Below are 25,513 nucleotides of genomic sequence, written 5' to 3'. Positions count from 1 at the left end.
GCATTTCTGGCAAACACTTTCAGATAATTCGAACATGCATACAGCCATCACCATAGACGCACTTAAAGTACTGGACGCCATTGACCGCAAGGGCAGTTTTGCCGGGGCGGCGGGGGAGTTGTTTCGGGTGCCTTCGGCCATCAGTTACACGGTTCAGAAGCTCGAAGAAGATCTCAACGTCAGTATCTTTGACCGTAGCGGCCACAAAGCCGTGCTGACTCCGGCGGGGCGTTACCTGCTGGAGGAAGGACGGTCTTTGCTTGAGGCAGCGGAGAACCTGGCCCACTCCACCCGCCAGGTGGCGGAAGGCTGGGAAACGCGGTTGCGGATCGGGTTTAACTCGCTGATGCCGGCAGACTGCCTGTTTCCCGCCATTGAGGCGTTTTACCAGCTCGGGGTGCCGGTGGATGTGCAGATTGTGGAAGAGGTTTTCGCCGGTGCCTGGGATGCCCTGCAAAGCCGGCGCGTGGATATGATTGTGGGTGCAGACCAGCTCAGCAAGCCGGCCGGCAGTTTTACTACCAAGGCGCTGGGCGAGGTGCCGTTTGTGTTTGCGGTGGCCGCCAACCATCCACTGGCAAACGCGAAAGAGCCTCTGGCGGAGGCGGATATTGCACCCTATCCGGCCGCCGTTGCGGCGGATACTTCCCGCTCACTACCACCCGGCCATGCCGGTATTTTCCGCAGGCAGCGAACGCTTACGGTCAGTAATATTGATCAGAAAATTGCCGTTCAGGAGGCCGGGCTCGGAGTTGGCTGGCTGCCAGTGCCCCGTATCCGGGAACAGCTCGCCCGTGGTTCACTGATTGCCAAGGAAGTGCACGAACCAAGGCCGGCCATTGCCATCCACCTGGCTCGGCACAGCGAAGACAAGGGCAAGGCCCTGATGTGGTTCTGGGATTACCTGGGCAATGACAACGGCATCCAGAACTGGCTTCAGCCGGAATAAATACCGGGCAGCCAGGCCAACCGGCAGCCCGGGTGTTTGCGATATACTCGGCCACCCGTATCGTTAAAAGTGACACACAAGGGAGTGCGCTCAATGCGTCAGCTGTCGGAACTGGATGCCTCGTTCCTGTACCTGGAGTCGGAAACCACGCCCATGCATATTGGCGGCGTGTATCTGTTCGACGCCAGCGACCTGCAATACCCCCTGGCATTCAGCACCTTTGTCGCGTATCTGCGCAGCCGCCTGCACGTGGTTCCCCTGTTCCGGCAGAAGCTCAAGGAAATCCCCCTGCGCCTGGGGCGCCCCTACTGGATTGATGACCCGGATTTCAGCATCGAGCGGCACCTGGCCTATGTGAACCTGGGCGAACACGGCAAGCAGTCGAGCCTGATGTCGCTGGCGTCCAAAATCCTGGAAGAGCCCCTGAAACGGGACCGCCCGCTGTGGCATATCACCTTCGTGGATGGCTTCAAGCTGGACGACCGGGAAGGCGAGAAAGAAGGCTTTGCCCTGATCGTAAAGCTGCACCACGCGGCTATCGATGCCTTCAGTGGCGAGGAAATCATGGGCAAGCTGCTGGAATACACGCCAGAGCCGCGCGCCATTCCCCAGCCCCGGCCCTGGCTGCCCCGGCCGGAACCGTCTGAAGAACGGGTGTTTCTGCAGGCCGGCGCCAATATGCTGAAAACCCCGATGCAGTTTGCCTCGCTGGCTTACAATGCCGCCGAAGTCACCGCTCGCGGGCTCGTCCACAGGCAGCTTCGCAAGCTGCCCTTGCCGCTCCCACTGTTCACCGCACCCCACAGCCCGTTTAACCGGCAGATCACCGCCAACCGGCGGCTGGTTTCCACCCAGGTAAGTCTGTCCCGGCTGAAAGCCATCAAATCCAGCCTGGCTGACGTAACCCTGAACGATGTGGTTCTGGGCCTGTGTGCGGAGGTCCTGCGCCGTTACCTGCTTGTGCAGGATAACGGCACCGACCGCTCACTGGTTGCCATGACCCCCATCTCCGTGCGCTCCAGCAGTCTGCGACGGGCTACCGGCAACCAGATGTCTGCCATGCTGCTGGACCTGGCCACCACCGAGCCAAACCCGGCCGCGCGGATTCGCCGCATTCACCGCAATGCGGTGGATTCGGAACCCTACCGTGAAGCCATTGCCGCCGACCGGCTCACCGAACTGCTGCCCTCTACCCTGCTGGCGCTCTCGGCCCGGCTTTATTCGGAACTGCAGGTGGCCCAGCGCTACCAGCCCCTGTTCAACCTGCCCATTACCAATGTGCCTGGCCCACAGGTACCACTGTTCCTGCAAGGCGCCAGGCTGGTACAGCAGTTCAACAGTGCGCCGCTGTTCGACAGCATGGGGCTGGTAATTGTTGCGGTGAGCTATCAGGGCCAGCTGACCCTCAACTTCACCCTGTGCCCGGATGCGGTTGCAGATGGCGATGCATTTAAAGCGTTAACCGAGGAGAGCCTGGCCAGCATAGAGGCGGCAGTCGCCTCACTGGGCCCGGATGAAGGTAACGAGTTGCCGGCAAGCGGCAGCCAGAGCCTGACCGACGAACTGATGAACTACATGGAAGGTTTTCTGAAGAGTGGTCTGAAGCGCTTCAAACGCTAATGCAAAGGCCGGGCACTGTGCCCGGCCTTTTGCAGGTTTATTCGAACGCCCAGCGCAGGAACTCGCGCTTTTCTTCTTCAGTGGCGTCACCCCACAGGGATTTCATCCGGTCCAGCGTTGATCCGGATTGCGCATCACCGCTTACACCAGCACCTGAGGGAACCGGGGTACGGGCAGCCTTGCGTGCGGCCTGCGCATCCCACTCGCCTGAACTGGCAACCACATCGCCGCTGCGATTCACGATATCGGCAGAGAAGTCTTCCATCAGCGTCTCGGCTTCCTGTCGGCTGGACGGCTTGGTGAAGCTGAACCGGTATTCTTCACCGGCTACCGCCTCAAAGCTCACCCGCTGCGGCTTGCTTTCGACGGTGTGCACCTTGGATTCGCCGTTATCAACCACGCCGGCCTTGGCCCAGATGGTTTTATAGGTAAACACTACCTCGTTCTGGCCCGGCAGCAGGCCGTAATCCAGCGCCAGGTCGTCCATCAGGAAGTTGGTCATTTCGCGACCGTTCACCTGCACAACGGTGATTTCTCCGGGCGACTTCAGCACCGCAGCATCTGCAGCTTCGGCGGGATCACCCTGCCAGGTATCAATGCGCGCAAGGGAGGAAGCACAGCCCACCAGGGTGACGCTGAGCATTAAAACCACCAGCTTGAAAAACCCGCGAACGTGACACATACTCATTTAGCTCCTTTTCCATAGGGCGGCCCTTCAGTGGGCCAGGACACGTGACTGACAACTGCCAAGCATTCTGACCATACCCGGGGCTCAGGGCAAGAACGTCAAACCCTAAACTGCGCAATCAAAGCTCGGGAGGTTACCATGGACACCCAGCGAAGAACCGGAGAAGACGGGCCACCACCCTTTCGCAGCAGCCGATTTTTCTGTGTTGGCAGCAAGTGGTATTTCACCACCCGGGAAGGCTTTGACAGCGGCCCCTTCGCCACCCGTGAGCGAGCGGAAATCGGGCTGAAGCGGTTCCTGCACGTGGTGCGTATGCTGCCAGACGAGCCGCAGCTGCACTGAACAGCACCGTTACACGATATAGGGCATCACCCAGGTGTCGATTCCCCACAGGCAGGCCAGCGCCATGATGCCTGCGACGACGTCATCCACCATAATTCCCAGCCCGCCGGGTAGCCGGGCATCCAGCCAGTTTATAGGCCAGGGCTTGAGCACATCAAAGAAGCGGAACAGCATGAACGCCATCAGCACGCCGTAAATCTGGTCCGGGAACAGCCCCAGGGCAATCCACATGCCCACAAACTCGTCCCATACGATGCCACCGTGGTCGTGCACTTTCAGGTCGTCGGCGGTTTTACCGCACAGCCAGATCCCCACCAGAAACGCAGCCAACACCACCAGCCAGTAGGCCATCGGTGGCAACCAGGCGAAGGCATACCACACGGGAATAGCGGCCAGGCTACCCCAGGTGCCAGGTGCTTTCGGCGCAGCACCACTGCCAAAGCCGAAGGCCAGAAAATGCACCGGATGGCGCAAAAAACCCGGCGGCAGGATGGCGGCCGGAGCATCCGGTTCATGCATCAAGTTATCGTCTGTCAATCAGACCTCCCGAAATGGTCATATCCCTGGGTTTGGTAGCCGGCAGGCGCGCCCGTTAATGTCAGCCCCGGCTCCGGTACAATCCGGCCGATCACCGTCAGTTGCTCACGGACTGGCGCAGGCAGCGCAGCCAGTGTCTCCGGGGCGATGGTCAGGCACAGCTGGTAGTCGTCACCAGCGGTCAGGGCGAGGTCCAGCGCCCGCACTCCCTGCAACTGCCTGAGCTCGTCCGACATCGGAATGCTGGCCACATCCAGTTCGGCACCCACACCAGACGCCTCCAGAATGTGCTGTAAGTCTGCCAGCAGGCCGTCAGAAATATCGATAGCGGCACTGGCCTTACCGGCCAGGCTTGCCCCGAGTTTCAGTTGGGGTTGCGGGCCATGGTAACTGGCCAGCAGGGCCCTTTTCAGTGCGCCCGGTTCCGGATCCTCAAGATAGTCCAGCGCAGCACCGGCGTTGCCCATCGGGCCGGTTACGCATACCCGGTCACCCTCTCGGGCGCCGGAGCGCAACAGAGCCTGGCCGGCCTTTACGGTGCCATGAACCTGGATGGTGATCGTTAACGGGCCTCGGGTGGTGTCACCGCCGGCCAGGGTAATACCGAACGCCTGGCTGGCCCGGGACAGTCCTTCGGCAAAGCCCGCCAGCCAGTCGGAATCTGCTTCCGGCAGGCTCAGGGCCAGGGTAAAGCAGACAGGCTCGGCGCCCATGGCCGCCAGGTCACTGACTGCCACAGCCAGTGCCCGCCACCCAAGGTGGGAAGGAGCATAGTGAGGGGGAAAGTGGACACCCTCTACCAGGGTATCCACTGAAAACACCAGGTCGCGGCCCGGCGGCACCCGCTGGATGGCGCAGTCATCGCCGGGGCCAAGCACAAGCTGATCGTTACTGGCGTTGCTTGCCAGCGGCTGGAAGTACTGCCGGATCAGCTCGAATTCACCCATGAATCAGCGTGGACGGGTTTCGGCCAGCCGCAGGCGGCGGCTCAGTTTATCCAGCACACTGTTCACGAACTTGTGGCCTTCAGTACCGCCAAAGCGCTTGGCCATTTCGATACCTTCGTTGATCACCACTTTATAGGGCACATCGATACGGCATTTCAGCTCGTAGGCGCCCAGGCGCACGATGGCCAGTTCAACCGGGTCCACTTCTTTCAGGGGACGGTCGAGGAACGGCTCGATCAGCTTGTCCAGTGCGGCCTGCTCCCGGTGTACGCCCCGCAGCAGGTCGCGGAAGTACATGATATCCACCTTGCTCATGTCGTTATCAACCATGAACTCGGCTTCAATATCAGAGATCGGAGACTTGCTGAAGTGCCGCTGATACAGGCCCTGCATAGCAAGGGCCCGTGCCCGGCGGCGGTCGCCAGCTTTTGGCTGGCTGGTTTTCCCCGGTTGGGGAGAGGTATCACCCGCTTCGCTCATTACTCACCCAACTTTTTGAACAGACTGACCATTTCCAGGGCAGTAATCGCAGCTTCCGCACCTTTGTTACCGGCCTTGGTGCCGGAGCGCTCGATGGCCTGCTCGATGGAATCCACGGTCAGTACACCGAAGGTGACCGGCACGTCGGTTTCCAGGCTGACAGCGCCCAGGCCACTGGAGGCTTCACCGGCTACGTATTCAAAGTGCGGAGTACCGCCACGAATCACTGCGCCCAGGGCGATGATAGCGTCGTAGTCAGAGGTTTCCGCCACACGCTTGACCGCCAGCGGCATTTCGTAGGCACCCGGTACGCGGATAATGGTGATGTTGTCATCGGCAATACCGTGGCGGCGCAGGGTGTCTACCGCGCCTTCCACCAGGCTTTCCACAACAAAGCCGTTAAACCGGCCAACCACCAGCGCGTAACGGCCGCTGCACTGGGTAAAATCACCTTCAATTACTTTGATATCTGCCATCTCGGGCTCCTTCGCGGGCTGCCGGAATCAGGGCGGCAGCCGGGTTTATCATTCGTGGGTATAGGGTACGTATTCCACCACTTCCAGGTCGAAACCGGAGATGGCGGAGAATTTTACAGGCGGGCTCAGCAGGCGCATTTTGCCCACGCCGATGTCGCGCAGAATCTGGGAACCGGTACCCACGGTAAAGTACACACCGGAGCTGCCCTTGCCTGCAGACTTCGGGCCCTGGTCGTAGAATTCCTGGATACGGTCTTCCAGGTTGTAGCTGTCTTCCGCACTGTTGAGCAGAACCACCACGCCGCGGCCTTCAGTGGCCACTTTTTCAAGGGCATGGTGCAGCGGCCAGCTGCGGGAATCCTTGCGCCGGGCACCCAACAGGTCGCGCAGGGTATCGGTAATGTGCACCCGCACAAACACCGGTTCATCCGGGCTGATGTCGCCCATCACCATGGCCAGGTGGGTGGCGCCCTGAACGTTGTCCCGGTAGGTGCGCAGCTTGAACACGCCATATTCGGTGTCCAGCTCGTGCTCTTCCACACACTCCACGGTTTTCTCGTTCATGGTGCGGTAGTGGATCAGGTCTGCGATGGTGCCGACCTTAAGGCCGTGCTCTTCGGCAAAGCGTTCCAGGTCTTCACGGCGGGCCATGGACCCATCGTCATTCATGATCTCGCAGATCACACCCGCCGGTTCGCAACCGGCCAGCGCAGCCAGGTCACAGGAGGCTTCGGTGTGGCCGGCACGGCTCAATACACCGCCGGGATCGGACATCAGCGGGAAGATGTGGCCCGGCTGAACCAGGTCAGACGCCTTGGCATCGCGCGCTACGGCGGCCTGTACGGTGCGGGCACGGTCAGCGGCGGAGATGCCGGTGGTGACGCCTTCACGGGCTTCGATAGACAGCGTGAACTTGGTGCCGAAGCCGGAGGCGTTCTGCTGAACCATCAGCGGCAGGCCCAGCTGCTCGCAACGCTGCCGGGTCATGGGCATACAGATCAGGCCGCGGCCGAACCTCGCCATAAAGTTGATGGCTTCCGGCGTGCAGTGTTCTGCTGCCATTACCAGGTCGCCTTCGTTTTCGCGATCCTCGTCGTCCATCAGGATAACCATCTTGCCCTGACGGATATCTTCGATAATTTCTTCAATACTGTTCAGTGCCATACGGTTCCGCACCCTGTCACCCCTGCCCTCACCATTGAAGGCCCGGAGGAATGAATTGAATGTTTAGTGGCGGGCCAGGATCAATCGCTGATCCTCTCCTACCTGGCGGCGATCCAGCACCTTCCATTGCACTTTGTCTGCCATGACTTCGATGGGCAGGTGGGCGGTCGGGCGCCCGGTACTGCCCAGAAAAACCGGTGCCTGGTAGAGCCAGAGTTCGTCTACCAGGTTCTCGTTGATAAAGGTGCCTGCCAGTGTCGGGCCGGCCTCTACCAGTAATTCGTTGATGCCCAGTTCACCCAGGGCATCCAGTAACTCGGATACATCCACGCCGTTGTCTTTCCAGGCCACACCCGTCAGGCGAACGCCCAGTGCCGCCAAATCCTGTGCCGGGCCGGTGGCCAGGGTAGAGCTGGCACAGAACACCTGCACGTTACCACCCCGAAGAATCCGGGCTGTGGACGGTGTGCGGGCATCACGGTCTGCAATCACCCGAAGCGGCTGGCGCGACGGATCGGTGGCATCGCCGGTATCGCCCATTTCGTCCCGACGCACGGTCAGGGACGGGTCATCGGCCAAAACCGTACCGACACCTGTCAGAATAGCATCACTCATGGCCCGCAGCCTTTGCACGTCTTGCCGTGCCTCGGGCCCGGTAATCCACTGGCTTTCACCGGAAGCCATGGCGGTGCGGCCATCCAGGCTCGCGGCCATTTTCAGCCGTACCCAGGGCCGCCCGGTGCGCATGCGTTTCATGAAACCCGGATTCAGGCGGGCGGCTTCATCCCCCATCAGGCCTTCAGTCACCCGGATACCGGCTTCCCGCAGCATATCCAGCCCCCGGCCAGACACCGAGGGATTGGGGTCTGTCGTTGCCGCAAATACCTGGGCAACTCCGGCCTCTATCAGCGCCTTCGCACAGGGCGGCGTGCGGCCGTAGTGGCTGCAGGGCTCAAGGGTAACGTAGGCCGTAGCGCCCCGGGCTTCATACCCGGCCTGGCTCAGGGCCCGCACTTCCGCATGGGCCTCGCCGGCCCGCTCGTGCCAGCCTTCACCAACAATCCGGTTACCCCTGGCGATCACGCAGCCAACCCTGGGGTTCGGATGGGTGGAATAACGGCCACGCCAGGCCAGCTGGATGGCCCGGGCCATCATTGCCCGGTCACGGTCTGAAATCATTCTTTGCCTTTGTCTGACTGGTTATCCGCCAGCACACGGGCAACATCCACGGCGGCATCGCCATTACCCTGAGACAAGCGCTCGATTTCTTCCTTGAACTCGTTGATGTCCTGAAAGCTGCGATACACCGAGGCAAAGCGTACATAGGCCACTTTGTCGAGCTGGCGCAGTTCGGTCATTACCTCTTCGCCCAGCTGCATGGATTTTACTTCACGCTCGCCGGTGGCTCTCAGGCGGTATTTGATCCGGTTCAGGGCAGCATCGATCTGCTCGATGCTCACCGGCCGTTTTTCCAGTGCCTTCATCAGCCCTGCCCGCAGTTTTTCTTCATCAAAGGGCTGACGGGTGCCGTCCTGCTTGACCACCCGGGGCATCACCAGTTCGGCGGTTTCAAAGGTGGTAAAACGCTCGTGGCAGGACAAGCACTCCCTGCGGCGGCGCACCTGGTCGCCCTCGGCCACCAGACGTGAATCAATCACCTTGGTATCGGCTTCACCACAGAAAGGACAATGCATAATTCACAGGCTCCGGAAAGGAAGAACCCGGGTGGTCCTTGCGGAGCACCCGGGCAGGCACACTACCGTGCGATTCAGCCGTAAACCGGGAAGCGGGCACACACCGCTTCAACCTGTTCACGTACGCGGCTGATCACGGCGTCGTCTTCAAGGTTGTCGAGGATGTCGCACATCCAGCCGGCCAGGTCACGGCACTCCTGCTCACCAAAGCCGCGAGTGGTAACCGCCGGGGTACCGATACGCAGGCCGGAGGTGACGAACGGCGAACGCGGATCGTTCGGAACGGCGTTCTTGTTCACGGTGATGTGGGCGCGGCCCAGGGCGGCGTCGGCATCTTTACCGGTGATGTCCTGCTTGATCAGGCTGACCAGGAACAGGTGGTTTTTGGTGCCACCGGAAACCACGTCAAAGCCGCGCTCGATGAACACTTCAGCCATGGCGGCAGCGTTCTTCACAACCTGCTGCTGGTAGGCCTTGAACTCGTCGCTCATGGCTTCCTTGAAGCACACAGCCTTAGCGGCGATGACGTGCATCAGCGGGCCACCCTGGCCACCCGGGAAGACGGCGGAGTTCAGTTTCTTCTGCAGGTCTTCGTCGTCGCAGGCCAGGATCAGGCCGCCACGGGGACCGCGCAGGGTTTTGTGGGTAGTGGTCGCCACTACGTGGGCGTGTGGAACCGGGTCCGGATACACGCCAGCGGCAACCAGGCCCGCCACGTGGGCCATGTCTACAAACAGGTAGGCACCCACTTTGTCCGCGATGGCGCGGAAGCGGGCAAAGTCCAGCTCCTGGGAGTAGGCAGAGAAGCCGGCAATAATCATCTTCGGCTTGTTCTCAACGGCCAGGGCTTCCACTTCGTCGTAATCGATCAGGCCGGTTTCCGGGTTCAGGCCGTACTGGACGGCGTGGTAGATCTTGCCGGAAAAGTTCACGCTGGCACCGTGGGTCAGGTGACCACCGTGGGCCAGGCTCATACCCAGAACGGTATCGCCGGGCTTGAGCAGTGCCATGAACACCGCAGAGTTAGCCTGGGAGCCGGAGTGCGGCTGCACGTTGGCGTAGGCGGCACCAAACAGTTCCTTGGCGCGGTCAATGGCCAGCTGCTCGGCAATATCGACAAACTCGCAACCACCATAGTAGCGCTTGCCGGGGTAGCCTTCGGCGTATTTGTTGGTCAGCACGCTGCCCTGGGCTTCCATCACCCGCGGGCTGGTGTAGTTTTCGGATGCGATCAGCTCGATGTGCGCTTCCTGACGCTTCTCTTCCGCCTGCATGGCGTTCCACAATGCGTCATCGAATCCGGCGATTTTCATATCACGATTAAACATGGATGTGCTGCCCCTGTCTGTATGCTGGCCCGGCGCTGCCCCTGTGCATGCCGTAACCCCTGAAATTTTGGGCCGCTATTCTATCGCGAATGCGGGTTAAAAATCATCCTTTATACCGTCCGCAGATACCGGCACACCGGTGATCCCGGTTTTTGCTCAATTGCTATCCCTTTGGGGTTTAGATACCTTACGGGGTTCTGTTTTCAGGCAGGTTGTGAGTGGGCCTGCCTTAGTGACTTTTTGCCACGGAATCCACGGAAGGACACGGAAAGAAGATTAAAGATAGTTTTGCCACGAAATCCACTAAATGACACGAAAGGAAAAGATAAAAAGCTTTTCTTTTATGTAGTTAATTTTCGTGTTCTTTCGTGGATTTCGTGGCAAAAAGTATTTGTCTTTAATTTTTCCGTGTCCTTCCGTGTTCTTCCGTGGCAAAACCCAGCAAAAAGAGGTTTAAGCCAAGATGGCCCAGTACGTATTTAGCATGAACCGCGTGGGCAAGGTGGTTCCGCCCAAGCGGGAGATTCTTAAAGACATTTCCCTGAGCTTCTTCCCGGGCGCCAAGATTGGCGTGCTGGGCCTGAACGGCTCTGGTAAGTCTACCCTGCTGCGTATCATGGCGGGCGTGGACCAGGACTACATCGGCGAAGCCAGGCCCCAACCCGGTATCAACGTGGGCTACCTGCCCCAGGAGCCGGAGCTGGACGAAGAGAAGACTGTAAAGGAAATCGTGGACGAGTCTGTAGCCCATGTTCACAACGCCCTGGCTGAACTGGACAAGGTATACGCCGCCTACGCCGAGCCGGATGCCGACTTTGACGAGCTGGCCAAGAAACAGGGCGAGCTGGAAGCGATCATCCAGGCCACCGACGGCCACGGCATCGAACGCAAGATGGAAGTCGCTGCAGACGCCCTGCGCCTGCCGGCCTGGGACCAGAAGGTGAAAGTACTGTCTGGTGGTGAGCGTCGCCGCGTGGCCCTGTGCCGCCTGTTGCTGTCCGGCCCGGACATGCTGCTGCTGGACGAGCCCACCAACCACCTGGATGCCGAATCCGTAGCCTGGCTGGAGCGCTTCCTGCACGATTACGACGGCACCGTGGTTGCCATCACCCACGACCGTTACTTCCTGGACAACGTAGCCGGCTGGATCCTGGAACTGGACCGTGGCCAGGGCATTCCGTTCGAAGGCAACTACAGCCAGTGGCTGGAGAACAAAGAGAAGCGCCTGGAGATGGAATCCAAGCAGGAAGCCGCTCACCAGAAGGCCATCAAACAGGAACTGGAGTGGGTTCGCTCCAACGCCAAGGGCCGCCAGTCCAAGAGCAAGGCCCGCATGGCCCGCTTCGAGGAAATGAGCTCCCAGGAATTCCAGAAGCGCAACGAAACCAACGAACTGTACATCCCGCCCGGACCTCGCCTGGGCGACAAGGTGATCGAAGTAGACGGCATCAGCAAGGCCTTCGGTGACCGTCTGCTGTATGAAAACGTCTCACTTAACGTGCCGGCCGGTGCCATTGTCGGCATCATCGGCGGTAACGGCGCCGGCAAATCCACCCTGTTCAAGATGATCGCGGGCATGGACAAGCCGGACTCCGGCACTATCACCGTGGGCGAAACCGTGGAACTGGCCTATGTGGACCAGATGCGCGACCTGGACGGCAGCAAGACCGTGTGGGAAGAGCTCTCGGACGGCCAGGACATCATCAAGGTAGGCAACTACGAGACGCCATCCCGCGCCTACGTGGGCCGCTTCAACTTCAAGGGCACCGACCAGCAGAAGCGGGTAGGCGACCTGTCCGGTGGTGAGCGCAACCGCCTGCACCTGGCCAAGCTGCTGAAACAGGGCGGCAACGTATTGCTGCTGGACGAACCCACCAACGACCTGGACGTGGAAACCCTGCGCGCCCTGGAAGAAGCGTTGCTGAACTTCCCGGGCTCCGCCCTGGTTATCTCGCACGACCGCTGGTTCCTGGACCGGGTAGCGACCCACATCCTGGCATTTGAAGACGACGGCGAAGTGGTCTACTTCGAGGGCAACTTCACCGACTACGATGCCGACTTCAAGAAGCGCAAAGGGGATTCTGCCATGCAGCCCAAGCGCATGAAGTACAAGAAGCTGGCCTGATGGCAAAGGTAAAAACCGCCTACGTCTGCACCGAATGCGGTGCAGACTATTCCAAGTGGCAGGGCCAGTGCACGGCCTGCCATGAATGGAACACCGTCAGCGAAGTGCGCGGCGTATCCGGCCCGGGCAAGGGTGCCCGCAGCGCCCGGTTTGAGGGCTACGCCGGCAGCTTGTCTGCCGTCAAAAGCCTGGACGAAGTCAGCTTGGCCGAACAGGCCCGTATCAGCACCGGCATGCAGGAATTTGACCGGGTACTGGGCGGCGGCCTGGTAGAAGGCTCAGCCGTACTCATGGGCGGCCACCCGGGCGCAGGTAAAAGTACCCTGCTGCTGCAGGCAGTATGTCAGCTCGCCGCCCAGCACCCTGCCCTGTACGTAACCGGTGAGGAATCCCTGCAACAGGTGGCCATGCGCGCCAAGCGGCTAGGCCTGCCCACCAAAGACCTGAAAATGCTCTCGGAAACCTCCGTGGAGCGCCTGCTGCAGGTAGCCGAAGCGGAAAAACCCCGTATCCTGGTGATCGACAGTATCCAGGTGATGCACGTGGCGGAAATCGAATCCGCCCCCGGCTCGGTCTCCCAGGTACGCGAAAGCGCCGCTTTCCTCACCCGCTTTGCCAAGCAGACCGGCACGATTCTGCTGCTGGTCGGCCACGTCACCAAAGACGGCAGCCTGGCCGGCCCGAAGGTTCTGGAGCACATGATCGACTGCTCGATCCTGCTGGAAGGCTCCAGCGACAGCCGTTACCGCACCCTTCGCGGCATCAAGAACCGCTTCGGTGCGGTCAATGAGCTCGGCGTCTTCGCCATGCTGGAGCAGGGCCTGAAGGAAGTAAAAAACCCCAGCGCCATCTTCCTGAACCGGGGCGAAGAAGCCGCGCCGGGCAGTGTGGTGATGGTGGTGTGGGAAGGCACAAGGCCCATGCTGGTGGAGATCCAGGCACTGGTGGACATGGCCCAGGGCAGCTACCCGAGGCGAGTGGCAGTGGGCACAGACCAGAACCGGTTGGCGATGCTGCTGGCCGTGCTGCACCGCCATGGCGGGATGCATGTGGCGGATCAGGATGTGTTCGTGAACGTGGTGGGTGGCGTAAAGGTCAACGAAACGAGTGCGGACCTGGCGCTGCTTGCAGCGGTGGTTTCGTCCTTCCGCAACCGGGCGTTGCCGCAGGATCTGGTAATCTTCGGAGAAGTGGGGCTGTCCGGCGAAATCCGCCCGGTGCCAAGCGGTCAGGAACGCATCTACGAAGCCGCCAAGCACGGCTTTACGCGGGCGTTGGTACCGAAAGGCAACGCACCTCGCAAGCCTGTGGAAGGCATGAAAGTCATCCCGGTAACCAAGCTATCGGATGCCCTTTCAGCGCTAGAGGAGCTTTAGAGCTTTGGCCCCAGCCTTTAACTAATGGAGCACTGGGGCAGTATCAGAGAGCCTTTCCAAAAACCGCTACAAGCACATCCCTGTGCGCTTCTCTCCGGCCATCCATGGCCTACGAAATTTTTGGAAAGGCTCTCTGATACTGCCCCATCCAACATTGTGCATAGCGCACAAGCATTAACCTATCAGCTTGGCGAAATCCCGTTCTAACAGAGCCAAGTCCCCCAGCTTACTGGCAACCAACCGCTCGAGATTCTCAGTACTTTCAGCGTCTATGTAATCACACCGAAAACCAAGCCGTTCATCATCTGTATGCCTCAGCTCAACGGCCATAACAATGCCAGTCGCATGGTCGTCTACATGAATCACCACCTCAAACGGCTTGTTATACGGCAACGCCTCACCTTCCGGACGTTTGACCATCACCCCACCGAAAGAAATATCCAGTACCTCGGACGACCAGACCTGGTCTTCACAGAACAATTCACAGGGAGCCCCGAACTCCATTCGGCTGAATTTACGTTTCTCTTTATTTGACGGTGCCAAGGCAAAACTCCTGATCGGTTGGCTCTGTTTTGACTATAGACCCGACACAAACAGAAGCACAACACGCCAATAGTCTTTGACTGCGTCAAATAAGGTAAAACGATTTAAACCAAAGAAAAGCAGGGGGCGGTGGCGCTCGGACTATTTCACGGAGTTGGAACAGCGGGCTGGTGGGGGAGCCTCCAAAAAATGTGCGGAGCCATGGATGGCGGAGCCCAAGCGCCACAGGGATGTGCCGCAGGAGCGTTTTTTTGGAGGCTCCCCCACCAGACCGCCTCCCCCAACCCAAGCAGGCTGGGGAAGACAATCACCCAAGTAAGGCTTTACCGGTGATACTCGGCACTCAATTCGACAACGGCATTGATGAACGCCCCGGCATGCTCCGGATCCACATCCGGGGTAATACCATGCCCCAGGTTGAAGATATGCCCGGAGCCGGAACCATAGCGGGCCAGGATGTCTGCCACTTCCTGCCGGATGCGCTCTTTCGGCGCATACAGCATGGCCGGGTCCATGTTGCCCTGCAGGGCAACCTTGTCACCCACACGGGCGCGGGCGTTGCCGATGTCGGTAGTCCAGTCCAGGCCAACGGCATCGCAGCCGGAGTCGGCGATGGACTCCAGCCACTGGCCGCCGTTCTTGGTGAACAGAATCACCGGCACGCGACGACCTTCGCTTTCGCGGATCAGGCCGGCGACGATTTTCCTCATGTAGCGCAGGGAGAATTCTTCGTAGGCCCAGCTGCTCAGCACGCCGCCCCAGGTATCGAAAATCTGCACCGCCTGGGCGCCGGCCTTGATCTGGCCGTTCAGGTAATCGATAACGGCATCCGCCAGGTGGTCCAGCAAGCGGTGCATGACTTCCGGCTGGCCGTACATCAGCTTCTTGGCTTCCGAGAAGGTCTTCGAGGAGCCACCTTCAATCATATAGGTCGCCAGGGTCCAGGGGCTGCCGGAGAAACCGATCAGCGGTACCCGGCCGTTCAGTTCACGGCGGATGGTGGAGACCGCGTTCATCACGTAGTCCAGGTCGGACTCGGCATTCATTTTCGGCAGTGCGTCTACGTCTGCTTCGGAACGGATCACCTTCCGGAATTTCGGGCCTTCTCCGGCTTCGAAGTACAGGCCCAGCCCCAGCGCATCGGGAATGGTCAGGATGTCGGAGAACAGGATGGCGGCGTCCAGCGGGTAGCGTTCCAGCGGCTGCAGGGTCACTTCACAGGCCAGCGGGGTGTTCTTGCACAGGCTGAGGAAGTCGCCGGCCTTGGCCCGGGTTGCGCGGTATTCCGGCAGGTATCGACCGGCCTGGCGCATCATCCACACCGGGGTACGGTCTACGGGCTGGCGCATGAGGGCGCGCAGGAAGCGATCGTTCTTCAGCTCAGTCATAATTCCAGTCTTCTCGTCGGTAAATGGTCAGAGACAATGGGAAGCAATGATACCCCGTTTGCGTCAATAAAAAAGGGCGGCTTTCCACTAGAAAGCCGCCCTTCTGACACCGGTCAAGCCGTTAATCAGACATCCAGGTAATCCAGGATGCCTTCTGCTGCCTGACGGCCTTCCCAGATGGCGGTGACCACCAGGTCAGAACCGCGCACCATATCGCCACCGGCGAAGATTTTCGGGTTGCTGGTCTGGAACGGGAATTCGGCCTGTTCCGGCGCGGTTACCCGACCGGAGTCGTCGGTGTTTACGCCGAACTCGTCAAACCAGGGCGCCGGGCTCGGGCGGAAGCCGAAGGCCACCAGCACCGCGTCGGCCGGGATGATTTCCTCGCTGCCGGGCACCACTTCCGGGCGGCGACGGCCGTTTTCATCCGGGGCGCCCAGCTCGGTGGTGACCACTTTCACGCCTTCCACCTTGCCGTTACCCACGATTTCAACGGGCTGGCGGTTGAACAGGAATTTCACACCTTCTTCCTTGGCGTTGGCCACTTCACGGCGCGAACCCGGCATGTTTTCTTCGTCCCGGCGGTAGGCGCAGGTCACGCTTTCCGCCTGCTGGCGAATGGAAGTGCGGTTACAGTCCATGGCGGTATCGCCACCGCCGAGCACCACGACATTCTTGTCTTTCATGTCGATGAACTCGGAGGGTTTTTGCTCGAAGCCCAGGCGGCGGTTGACGTTAGACACCAGGAACGGCAGGGCATCATACACACCCGGCAGGTCTTCGCCTGGGAAGCCGCCCTTCATGTAGGTGTAGGTGCCCATGCCCATGAACACGGCATCGAACTCGTCGATGATCGCCTTCAGCTGAACATCCTTGCCCACCTCGGTATTGAGGCGGAATTCCATGCCCATTTCCTCGAAGACCTGCCGGCGCCGGGCCATCACGGATTTTTCCAGCTTGAATTCAGGAATGCCGAAGGTCAGCAGGCCACCGATTTCCGGATACCGATCAAACACTACCGGCTTCACGCCGTTGCGCACCAGGATGTCGGCACAGCCAAGGCCGGCCGGGCCGGCACCGATAACCGCCACTTTCTTGTCCGTCCACTTCACGTTGGACATATCCGGCTTCCAGCCCAGGGCGAAGGCGGTGTCGGTGATGTACTTTTCAACGGAACCGATGGTAACCGCGCCGTAGCCGTCGTTCAGGGTACAGGCACCTTCACACAGTCGGTCCTGCGGGCACACCCGGCCGCAGACTTCCGGCAGGGAGTTGGTCTGGTGGCACAACTCCACGGCTTTCATGATGTTGCCTTCCGACACCAGCTTCAGCCAGTTCGGAATGTAGTTGTGTACCGGGCACTTCCACTCGCAATACGGGTTACCGCACTCCAGGCACCGATGCGCCTGCGAGGCCGCATGGGTTTCGCTGAACGGGTGGTAGATTTCCCCGAACTCTTTTTTGCGCTTCTTGGCGGGCACCTTCTTGGGGTCTACCCGCCCTACTTCCACAAACTGAAAGTCATTATGGAGACGTTCTTTCATGTTGCTGCTCTCTTCATCTCGATTTCGACGGGGGCTGCGCCTGCCGGCAACAGCCCATCAACCTTTCTGAACCCGGGGTTATTCCGGGCGGGCACGGGTATTGGCCAGCAGGCTGCGCAGGTTAGCGGCCTTGGGCTTGACCAGCCAGAACCGGCCGATGTAATCGTCGAAATCCTCCAGAAGGTGCTCGGCCCAGGCACTTCCGGTTTCTGAAATATGCTCCCGGATCACACCGCGCAGGTGGTTCCGGTAGGCTTCCATGTCTTCCCGGGAGATCCGCTGGATATCCACCAGCTCGTGGTTGTACTTGTCCACGAAGGTGTTATCCAGGTCCAGTACGTAGGCGAAGCCGCCGGTCATACCGGCACCAAAGTTGTAGCCGGTGGAGCCCAGTACGGTCACCAGGCCGCCGGTCATGTACTCACAGCAGTGATCGCCTGCGCCTTCCACCACTGCGTGGGCACCGGAGTTACGCACGGCAAAACGTTCGCCTGCGGTACCGGCGGCAAACAGCTTGCCTCCGGTGGCACCGTACAGACAGGTGTTACCGATGATGGAGGTTTCCTGGGTTTTGAAGTCGCTGCCACGGGGCGGCTTGACCACCAGCTTGCCGCCGGTCATGCCCTTACCCACGTAGTCGTTGGCGTCGCCTTCTAGCACCATGTTCAGGCCACCTACGTTCCAGACACCAAAACTCTGGCCAGCCGTGCCGGTAAGATCCAGCGTGATGGCGGCATCGGCCATGCCCTGGTTGCCGTGCCGGGCAGCGATTTCGCCAGACAGGCGGGCACCGATGGAACGGTCGCAGTTAGTGACTTTGTAGCTCCAGGCGCCGCCGGATTTCTCGGCAATGGCTGCCGCAGTGTCTTTCACCATCTGTTCCGCAAGCTTGCCCTCATCGAAGGGCTGGTTGCGCTCAACCTGGCACACCTGCGGCTTGTCCGCCGGAATGTGGTCGCTCTGCAGCAGGCGGCTAAGGTCCAGTTTTCTCTGGCGCTCGGTGTCGCCCGGCAGGCGTTCCAGCAGGTCTACGCGGCCTACGAGCTCTTCCAGGCTGCGCACGCCCAGCTTCGCCAGCCACTCCCGGGTTTCTTCCGCCACAAAGCGGAAGAAGTTCATGGCCATTTCCACGGTGCCTTTGAAGTGCTCTTCCCGCAGGTAATCGTTCTGGGTGGCCACACCGGTGGCGCAGTTGTTCAGGTGGCAGATCCGCAGGTATTTACAACCCAGGGCCACCATGGGCGTGGTGCCGAAACCGAAGCTTTCAGCCCCCAGAATGGCGGCTTTCACCACATCCAGGCCGGTCTTGATACCGCCATCGGTCTGCAGGCGAATCTTGCCGCGCAGGTCGTTGGCACGCAGGGCCTGCTGGGTTTCGGTCAGGCCCAGCTCCCACGGGGAGCCGGCGTAACGGATTGAGGTCAGCGGGCTGGCCGCCGTACCGCCGTCGTAGCCGGATACGGTGATCAGGTCAGCGTAGGCCTTGGCCACGCCGGCAGCGATGGTGCCGACACCGGGCTCGGATACCAGCTTCACCGACACCAGCGCTTGCGGGTTTACCTGCTTCAGGTCGAAGATCAGCTGTGCGAGATCCTCGATGGAGTAGATATCGTGGTGCGGTGGCGGCGAAATCAGGGTCACGCCGGGCACCGAGTAACGCAGCCGAGCGATCAGGTCATTCACCTTGCCACCGGGCAGCTGGCCGCCCTCACCGGGCTTGGCACCCTGGGCTACCTTGATCTGCATAACGTCAGCACTGCGCAGGTATTCTGCGGTAACGCCGAATCGGCCGGAGGCCACCTGCTTGATCTTGGAGCGCTTGTTAGTGCCATAGCGGGCCGGGTCTTCCCCGCCCTCACCTGAGTTGGAGCGGCCACCCAGGGTGTTCATGGCTACAGCCAGGGCTTCGTGGGCTTCCGGAGACAAGGCACCGAGGGACATGGCAGCGGAATCGAACCGTGGGAAGATGCTTTCCACCGGCTCTACTTCATTAAGGTCGATGCCTTTAATATCTTTCTTGAAGGTCAGCAGATCCCGCAAGGTCGCCACCGGGCGCTCGTTCACCAGGCCTGCGTATTCCTTGTAGTGACCATAGTCGCCGCTGATAACGGCATCCTGCAGCTTCGCCACCACATCCGGGTTGAAGGCATGGTATTCCTGGCCGTGTACATACTTCAGCAGACCACCGGGAGACAGGGACTTGCGGGGTTTCCAGGCTACAGCGGCCAGTTGTTCCTGGTCCTGCTGGAAGTCATAGAAGTCCGCACCCTGAATACGGCTGGGTACACCTTTGAAGCACAGATCCACAACGCTGTCGGCCAGGCCGATGGCCTCGAACAGTTGGGCACCCCGATAGGAGGTAATGGTGGAGATCCCCATCTTGGACAGGATCTTCAGCAAGCCCTTGTTGATGCCCTTGCGGTAATTGTTCTTGGCCTGGACCGGGTCTATCAGCATTTCGCCGGTGCGGATCAGGTCGTTCAGCACCTGGTAGGCCAGGTACGGATACACCGCGGTGGCACCAAAACCGAACAGCACCGCAAAGTGGTGCGGGTCCCGGGCCCAGCCGGTTTCCACGATGATGTTGGAATCGCAACGCAGGCCGTTACGCACCAGGTGGTGGTGAACGGCGCCGGTGGCCATCAGGGAGTTGATCGGCAGTTCGCCCTCGGCCAGCCCCTTATCGCTCAGAATCAGCAGCACCTTGGCACTGCGCGCGGCATTGGCCGCCTGCTCGCAGATACGGCGAACCGCCTGCTCCAGTCCCTCTTCCGGGCGGTAGCTCAGGGCAATGTGCTCAACCTCGAAGCCCGGACGATCGTTGTTGCTGATCTTCAGGAACTTGGCGGGGGACAGCACCGGCGTGGTCAGGATGATCCGGTTGGCGTGGTCCGGGGTTTCCTGGAAAACGTTCTTTTCGGCACCCAGACACGTCTCCAGAGACATCACAATGGTCTCGCGGAGCGGGTCGATGGGCGGGTTGGTTACCTGGGCGAACTTCTGCCGGAAGTAATCCGCCACGTGGCGAACCTTGCTGGACAGCACGGCCATGGGGGTATCGTCACCCATGGAGCCAACCGCTTCCTGGGCGCCTTCACCCAGCGGCCGCAGCACCTGGTCCCGCTCTTCGAACGAGACGTTGAACATCTTCTGGTGCACCAGCAGATCGTCCGATTCCATCAGCCGGAACTCGGGTGTGGCCTGGTCCAGGGTGGTTTCGATGCGCAGGGAGTTGCCCCGCAGCCAGCGCTTGTACGGCTTGGCGTTTTTCAGCCGCTCATCGATATCCGGTGTGTGCAGTACGTCGCCGGTTTCGGTGTCGATGGCGAGCATCTGGCCCGGCCCTACCCGACCCTTGGCAACCACATCGTCCGGAGTGTAGCTGTAAGTGCCGACTTCAGATGCCAGTGTAATAAAGTCATCCTTGGTAACCACCCAGCGCGCCGGGCGCAGGCCGTTACGGTCGAGCATACACAGTGCGTAGCGGCCGTCGGACATAACCAGACCGGCCGGGCCATCCCAGGGCTCCATGTGCATGGAGTTGTATTCGTAGAAGGCGCGCAGGTCCGGGTCCATGGTCTCAACGTTCTGCCATGCCGGCGGAATCATCATGCGCACCGCACGGAACAGGTCCACGCCACCGGCCAGCAGGATTTCCAGCATGTTGTCCATGCTGGAAGAGTCAGAACCGGTCAGGTTCACCAGCGGCTGCAGGGTTTGCAGGTCCGGCAGGGCCGGAGAACTGAACTTGGCGGCACGGGCGATGGCCCAGTTACGGTTGCCGTCGATGGTGTTGATTTCGCCGTTGTGGGCCAGGAAGCGGAACGGCTGGGCCAGCGGCCAGCGCGGCATGGTGTTGGTGGAGAACCGCTGGTGGAACACGCAGATCGCGGTTTGCAGGTCCGGGTCGCCCAGATCCTTGTAGAAGTTCGCCAGGTCTGCCGGCATCATCAGGCCTTTGTAGGCCAGGGTGCGGTGAGACAGGCTGCAGATGTAGAACTCGGAGTCATCCGCCATATCCCGCTCGGCATGGCGGCGGCCAACAAACATGCTGATGGCAAAGTCTTGCTCAGACTTTCCGGCCGGCAGCACGAACACCTGCTCGATGCGGGGCATACAATCCCGGGCCATGGGGCCCAGGCAACTGTCATCCACCGGCACTTCCCGCCAGCCCAGGATTTCCAGGCCCTGTTCGGTCAGTCTTTGCTCAACCGCAGCCCTTCCGGCTGCAGCCCTAGCTTCCTCCGGAGCTAAAAAAACCTGGCCAACTGCAAACAAGTCGCCAGGTTTTTTTCCAAACGCCGCTTCCGCAGCTTTAATGAGGAAGGCCTTGGGGCTCTGCAAAAGGAGCCCACAACCATCGCCGGTTTTGCCATCTGCTGCGATGCCTCCGCGATGGGTCATACAGGTGAGGGATTCAATAGCAGTTTGCAACAGCTTATGGCTGGCCTCGCCCTTCATGTGGGCAATCAGGCCAAAACCGCAGTTGTCCCTGAATTCGTCGGGATGATACAAGCCTGTTGTCATAAGCGTTCTCTCGTGTAAAAAGGCTTCCCGCCAGCCCCTTATGCACTGCCTTAGTGCACAAAATGAACTGACACCAAAAAAAAGGGGGAAGGGAGTCTACGCACGTATTTATACCTACGCAACAACTTTTGTACCGGAGAGGCTACTTTTCGCAATTTTGCACCGGGATGGTGCAAAGCAGGGGGTCTAAAAGAGGGCAGAAAGGCCGCAGGGCACCATAATCGGCCCCTGCAGCCGGGTATGCAGGAATAAGGTCAGCGGATAAAGGCGTTCAGCGTCGCCTGGATATTGCCGGGGGCCGCTTCGTCGGTTACATAGGCATATCCCAGCGCTTTCATCAGCACCAGGCGAAGCTTGCCGTCGACATTCTTTTTGTCCACCGCCATCAGGCTCATGAAATCGTCTTCGGTCATGCCTTCCGGAGCCAGCTCTGGCAGTCGGGCACGGCGGATCAGCTCCGCAGCACGATCCCGGTCCGCAGGCGTGATATTGCCTTCACGAACCGAAAGATCAGCCGCCATCAGCATGCCGGTACCCACTGCTTCGCCATGCAGCCAGTTGCCGTAGCCCGCATAGGTCTCGATGGCATGGCCAAAGGTATGACCCAGGTTGAGAATCGCCCGCAGGCCGCCTTCTTTTTCATCCAGCGCAACCACCTCGGCCTTGCACAGGCAAGAGCGGTAGATAGCTTCACCCAGGGCAGCCGGCTCCAACCGGACCAGCTCATCAATGTGCTGCTCCAGCCAACCAAGAAACGGCTCTTCCCGGATCAAACCATACTTGATGACTTCCGCCAGCCCGGCAGAGACTTCCCGGGGTGGCAGGGTGGCCAGGGAATCGGTATCAATCAGCACAGCCTGCGGCTGATGGAATGCACCCACCATGTTTTTGCCCAAGGGATGGTTGATGCCGGTTTTTCCGCCCACGGAGGAATCCACCTGGGACAACAGGGTTGTGGGAATCTGGATAAAGGGCACGCCTCGCTGATAGCAGGCCGCCGCAAACCCGGCCATATCCCCCACTACGCCGCCACCAAGGGCCGCGATGGTGGTTTTTCGGGTGTGACGGTTTTCGAGCAAGCCGTCGAAGATCAGGTTCAGGGTTTGCCAGTCTTTGTATTTTTCACCATCCGGCAGGGTAACCACATCCACGGTTTTACCGGGGAAGCAGGCACGGGCTTTTTCGAGGTACAGGGGCGCGACCGTTTCGTTGGTAACGATCATCACCTGGTTGCCGGCCACCCAGGGGGTCAGATCAAAGGAGCCAAGTAAACCCTGACCGATAATAATCGGGTAGCTGCGCTCCCCGAGGTCAACGTCAAGTTCTCGAAGTACCTTGTGCATAGTCACGACCTTCTTTGCGTCTTTGCCGTTTGTGCCGGGGGGTTCTGGGGTTGATACGGTTGACCAGCTGCCGGACCACCAGCCGGGGGCTTTTCCGGTCTGTGTACATCACGATATCCGCCAGCTTGGTATACAGCGGATCACGGATGTCGAACAGCCTGCGCAGGACGGCCTCCGGATCGTCATTCTGCAGCAACGGGCGGTTACGGTCTTTGCGGGTGCGCTCCACCTGTTGTTCGATGGAGGTTTTCAGGTACACCACCACAGAGTTTTTCTTCAGTAACGGATGGTTTTCCGGGCGCATTACAGCGCCACCACCAGTGGCCAGAACGGTGCCCTGTTCGCCGGTGAGCTCATCCAGCATGGCAGTTTCCCGCTGGCGAAAGCCGTCCTCCCCTTCCACATCGAAGATCCAGGGAATATTGGCGCCGCAGCGTTCTTCAATAATGCGGTCAGAATCGAGAAAACGGTACCCGAGTTCCTTGGCTAGCATCCGGCCGATGGTACTTTTTCCGGCCCCCATGGGCCCGACCAGTACTACGCGTTTGGGCAAAGACATAATTTCCGCTCAACAGATTTCAAGCGGGTGAGAATAGCACAGGGCGCACCTTTCCATAAGTCACCGGCACCAGAAGCATTACACCAGACACGAAAAAGCCGCCGGGGTTAGCGGCGGCTTTTTCGGTTTACTGGCCGGATCAGTCGATCAGGTCGTTCTTGATGATCTTCGGGGTGATGAAGATCAGCAGCTCACTACGCTCATTGATGTGCTCAGTACGCTTGAACAGGCGGCCAAGGTAGGGAATATCGCCGAGGAACGGAGTCTTGGTGGTTTGCGTGGCCACCTCGGACTGGAAAATACCACCCAGAACCACTGTTTCACCGTTCGCTACCAACACCTGAGTAGTTACCTCGTTAGTGTTGATAGAGGGGATGCCCGCCGTAACCTCGCCACGGGAATCCTGATTCACGACGAGGTCCATAATGATCTTGTCATCCGGGGTGATTTGCGGCGTCACTTCCAGAGACAGCACCGCTTCCTTGAACTCTACGTTGGTGAGTTATTGTCAAATCTGGTGTATGAGCATCAGGCGGCGTCTCTGCCGGATTGATCATCCACCCGTTCTCCATCCCGAAACTGAACGTTATTCACGACCAGCTTCAGTTGGTTAAACCCCTTGATCCGCTTCCAGCGTTTCTGGGCGGATTGGAGCAATTTAAATACCATCGATAACGTAGTGTCGCGGTTGCCACAGGACCGGCTTCGCTTGGTCCTCAGCCTGACTGTGGCGAAGGTGGACTCAATGGGATTCGTGGTCCTCAAGTGAATCCAGTGCGCTGCCGGGAAATCGTAAAAGGCCAGCAGTTCATCCCGGTCTTTTTCGAGGTTTTCCATGGCCTTCGGGTACTTGTCCCGGAATCGCCTTAACGTGCTGTCAAAGGCTTTGTGAGCGCCATCACGGGTCTCCGCCAGATAGATCTCATGCAGGTCTGACTTCACCTTCGGCTGTACGGACTTGGGCAGCTTGTCCAGCACGTTGGCAGTCTTGTGAACCCAGCACCTCTGGTGCCGGGTATCCGGAAACACCTTGCTCAGCGCTTTCCAGAAGCCCAAAGCCCCGTCGCCTACGGCCAGCTTGGGCGCATTGTCCAGGCCACGTTCACGCAAGCCGGTGAGCAGCTCTCGCCAGCTGGCTTCGGACTCGCGGTGGCCATCTTCCACCGCGACCAGCTCCTTGTGGCCATGCTCTGTGACCCCGATAATCACCAGCAGGCAAAGTCGATCATCCAGACGAACATTGCTGTAGACACCGTCTGCCCACCAGTAGACGTAGCGCTTCTGGCCCAGGTCACGGCGACGCCAATCCTCGTGCTCCTTCAGCCACCGTGCCTTGAGCCGTGACACCGTGTTGGCGGACAGGCCCTTGGCCTGCTCGCCGACCAAGGCACTCAGGGCCTCCTGAAAATTGCCAGAGGAGACACCGCGCAGGTAGAGCCAGGGGATGAGTTCATCCAGACTCTGGGCCCGCTTCAAATACGGTGGCAGGAGCTGACTGTTGAAGCGAATGCCGGAGCCGCTGCGGTCCCGGACCTTGGGCACCTGAACGTCAACATCTCCAACGCCTGTCTGAATGGTTCGCTTTGGTAAATGACCGTTTCGGACTACCGCCTTGCGACCATCGGGTGTCAATACATCGGCATACTGATCCAGTAGCCCCTGAAGCTCAGACTCGACAGCCCGCGCAATCAGGTCACGGGCACCCTGTCGGATCAGATCGTGCAAGGGATCGTTCGTGGTCGCCTCTGGTTGTGAAAGAGCATGCAGGTTAGACTTGGACATGGCGTATCCATCCTCTGTTGGTTGTGATCTTGGTGGTGATCAACCAACAGGATACGCCATCCTTTCAGCCTGCTTCCATACACCAGAAATCACCATAACTC

21 protein-coding genes and 1 pseudogene are annotated in these 25,513 nt (G+C 59.8%); 5 read left to right on the top strand and 17 right to left on the bottom strand.

Annotated elements, in window-relative coordinates:
* Positions 1 to 34 precede the first annotated feature (34 nt).
* Both B9Q17_RS14285 and B9Q17_RS14280 read left to right on the top strand, forming a co-directional pair.
* Positions 35 to 949, top strand: a complete 915-nt coding sequence (locus B9Q17_RS14285) for a LysR substrate-binding domain-containing protein (RefSeq protein WP_094625714.1) — start codon at positions 35 to 37, stop codon at positions 947 to 949.
* Positions 950 to 1,042: 93 nt separating this feature from the next.
* Entirely contained in the window at positions 1,043 to 2,569 is a 1,527-nt protein-coding gene (locus tag B9Q17_RS14280) for a WS/DGAT/MGAT family O-acyltransferase (RefSeq protein ID WP_094625713.1), read from the top strand.
* Between the two features lie 37 nt (positions 2,570 to 2,606).
* Here the strand turns inward: B9Q17_RS14280 and B9Q17_RS14275 are convergent, their stop codons facing one another.
* A complete protein-coding gene (locus B9Q17_RS14275; protein ID WP_094625712.1) occupies positions 2,607 to 3,257 on the bottom strand; it encodes a DUF2057 family protein in 651 nt (216 codons plus the stop codon).
* 138 nt (positions 3,258 to 3,395) lie between these two features.
* Between B9Q17_RS14275 and B9Q17_RS14270 the strand changes: the two genes are divergently transcribed.
* Positions 3,396 to 3,599 (top strand): DUF6316 family protein, encoded by a 204-nt coding sequence (locus B9Q17_RS14270; protein WP_022987747.1) that lies wholly within the window; start codon positions 3,396 to 3,398, stop codon positions 3,597 to 3,599.
* Positions 3,600 to 3,608: 9 nt separating this feature from the next.
* Here B9Q17_RS14270 and B9Q17_RS14265 read toward each other — a convergent pair whose 3' ends face one another.
* The 8 genes from B9Q17_RS14265 to glyA form a co-directional block, all read right to left on the bottom strand.
* The gene (locus tag B9Q17_RS14265) at positions 3,609 to 4,118 is read right to left on the bottom strand and encodes a phosphatidylglycerophosphatase A family protein (RefSeq protein WP_094625711.1); all 510 of its coding nucleotides are present in this window, start codon (positions 4,116 to 4,118) and stop codon (positions 3,609 to 3,611) included.
* A 14-nt stretch (positions 4,119 to 4,132) separates the two neighbouring features.
* Positions 4,133 to 5,083 (bottom strand): thiamine-phosphate kinase, encoded by a 951-nt coding sequence (thiL, locus tag B9Q17_RS14260; protein ID WP_094625710.1) that lies wholly within the window; start codon positions 5,081 to 5,083, stop codon positions 4,133 to 4,135.
* Between the two features lie 3 nt (positions 5,084 to 5,086).
* Positions 5,087 to 5,563 carry a transcription antitermination factor NusB gene (gene nusB / locus B9Q17_RS14255; protein WP_094625709.1) on the bottom strand — a complete coding sequence of 159 codons (477 nt, stop codon included), beginning with the start codon at positions 5,561 to 5,563 and terminating at the stop codon, positions 5,087 to 5,089.
* Positions 5,563 to 6,039 (bottom strand): 6,7-dimethyl-8-ribityllumazine synthase, encoded by a 477-nt coding sequence (ribH, locus tag B9Q17_RS14250; RefSeq protein WP_094625708.1) that lies wholly within the window; start codon positions 6,037 to 6,039, stop codon positions 5,563 to 5,565. The genes nusB and ribH overlap by 1 nt, the downstream gene beginning before the upstream one ends.
* A gap of 48 nt (positions 6,040 to 6,087) precedes the next feature.
* Positions 6,088 to 7,203, bottom strand: a complete 1,116-nt coding sequence (ribBA, locus tag B9Q17_RS14245; RefSeq protein ID WP_058341536.1) for a bifunctional 3,4-dihydroxy-2-butanone-4-phosphate synthase/GTP cyclohydrolase II — start codon at positions 7,201 to 7,203, stop codon at positions 6,088 to 6,090.
* A 63-nt stretch (positions 7,204 to 7,266) separates the two neighbouring features.
* Positions 7,267 to 8,382: a bifunctional diaminohydroxyphosphoribosylaminopyrimidine deaminase/5-amino-6-(5-phosphoribosylamino)uracil reductase RibD gene (gene ribD / locus B9Q17_RS14240; protein WP_058341535.1), complete on the bottom strand. Its 1,116-nt coding sequence runs from the start codon at positions 8,380 to 8,382 to the stop codon at positions 7,267 to 7,269.
* Positions 8,379 to 8,897 (bottom strand): transcriptional regulator NrdR, encoded by a 519-nt coding sequence (gene nrdR, locus B9Q17_RS14235; RefSeq protein WP_058341534.1) that lies wholly within the window; start codon positions 8,895 to 8,897, stop codon positions 8,379 to 8,381. Before nrdR ends, ribD begins: the two co-directional genes overlap by 4 nt.
* A 74-nt stretch (positions 8,898 to 8,971) precedes the next feature.
* On the bottom strand, positions 8,972 to 10,225 hold the full coding sequence (gene glyA, locus B9Q17_RS14230) for a serine hydroxymethyltransferase (protein WP_022987739.1): 1,254 nt from the start codon (positions 10,223 to 10,225) through the stop codon (positions 8,972 to 8,974).
* A gap of 463 nt (positions 10,226 to 10,688) precedes the next feature.
* Between glyA and ettA the strand changes: the two genes are divergently transcribed.
* Together ettA and radA are read left to right on the top strand one after the other, a co-directional pair.
* Positions 10,689 to 12,350 (top strand): energy-dependent translational throttle protein EttA, encoded by a 1,662-nt coding sequence (gene ettA, locus B9Q17_RS14225; protein ID WP_094625707.1) that lies wholly within the window; start codon positions 10,689 to 10,691, stop codon positions 12,348 to 12,350.
* Positions 12,350 to 13,726 (top strand): DNA repair protein RadA, encoded by a 1,377-nt coding sequence (gene radA / locus B9Q17_RS14220; protein WP_094625706.1) that lies wholly within the window; start codon positions 12,350 to 12,352, stop codon positions 13,724 to 13,726. The genes ettA and radA overlap by 1 nt, the downstream gene beginning before the upstream one ends.
* A 174-nt stretch (positions 13,727 to 13,900) precedes the next feature.
* Here the strand turns inward: radA and B9Q17_RS14215 are convergent, their stop codons facing one another.
* The 8 genes and pseudogenes from B9Q17_RS14215 to B9Q17_RS14180 form a co-directional block, all read right to left on the bottom strand.
* Entirely contained in the window at positions 13,901 to 14,269 is a 369-nt protein-coding gene (locus tag B9Q17_RS14215; protein WP_244177401.1) for a PilZ domain-containing protein, read from the bottom strand.
* A gap of 323 nt (positions 14,270 to 14,592) precedes the next feature.
* Complete coding sequence (hemE, locus tag B9Q17_RS14210; RefSeq protein WP_094625705.1) at positions 14,593 to 15,657, bottom strand: uroporphyrinogen decarboxylase; 1,065 nt, start codon at positions 15,655 to 15,657, stop codon at positions 14,593 to 14,595.
* A gap of 125 nt (positions 15,658 to 15,782) precedes the next feature.
* On the bottom strand, positions 15,783 to 17,201 hold the full coding sequence (locus B9Q17_RS14205) for a glutamate synthase small subunit GltD family protein (protein WP_094625704.1): 1,419 nt from the start codon (positions 17,199 to 17,201) through the stop codon (positions 15,783 to 15,785).
* A gap of 78 nt (positions 17,202 to 17,279) precedes the next feature.
* Positions 17,280 to 21,728 carry a glutamate synthase large subunit gene (gltB, locus tag B9Q17_RS14200; protein ID WP_094625703.1) on the bottom strand — a complete coding sequence of 1,483 codons (4,449 nt, stop codon included), beginning with the start codon at positions 21,726 to 21,728 and terminating at the stop codon, positions 17,280 to 17,282.
* A gap of 254 nt (positions 21,729 to 21,982) precedes the next feature.
* Positions 21,983 to 23,071: a 3-dehydroquinate synthase gene (gene aroB / locus B9Q17_RS14195; protein ID WP_094625702.1), complete on the bottom strand. Its 1,089-nt coding sequence runs from the start codon at positions 23,069 to 23,071 to the stop codon at positions 21,983 to 21,985.
* Positions 23,046 to 23,630, bottom strand: a complete 585-nt coding sequence (gene aroK, locus B9Q17_RS14190; protein ID WP_094625701.1) for a shikimate kinase AroK — start codon at positions 23,628 to 23,630, stop codon at positions 23,046 to 23,048. Before aroK ends, aroB begins: the two co-directional genes overlap by 26 nt.
* Positions 23,631 to 23,769: 139 nt before the next feature.
* Positions 23,770 to 24,129: pseudogene (locus B9Q17_RS14185) on the bottom strand (type IV pilus secretin PilQ); the annotation flags it as partial.
* A 29-nt stretch (positions 24,130 to 24,158) separates the two neighbouring features.
* Positions 24,159 to 25,412: an IS256 family transposase gene (locus tag B9Q17_RS14180; RefSeq protein ID WP_011783528.1), complete on the bottom strand. Its 1,254-nt coding sequence runs from the start codon at positions 25,410 to 25,412 to the stop codon at positions 24,159 to 24,161.
* Positions 25,413 to 25,513: the final 101 nt, after the last annotated feature.

The organism is Marinobacter vinifirmus (genome assembly GCF_002258215.1).
GTDB lineage: Bacteria > Pseudomonadota > Gammaproteobacteria > Pseudomonadales > Oleiphilaceae > Marinobacter > Marinobacter vinifirmus.
This window is presented reverse-complemented; position numbering and strand designations above follow the sequence as displayed.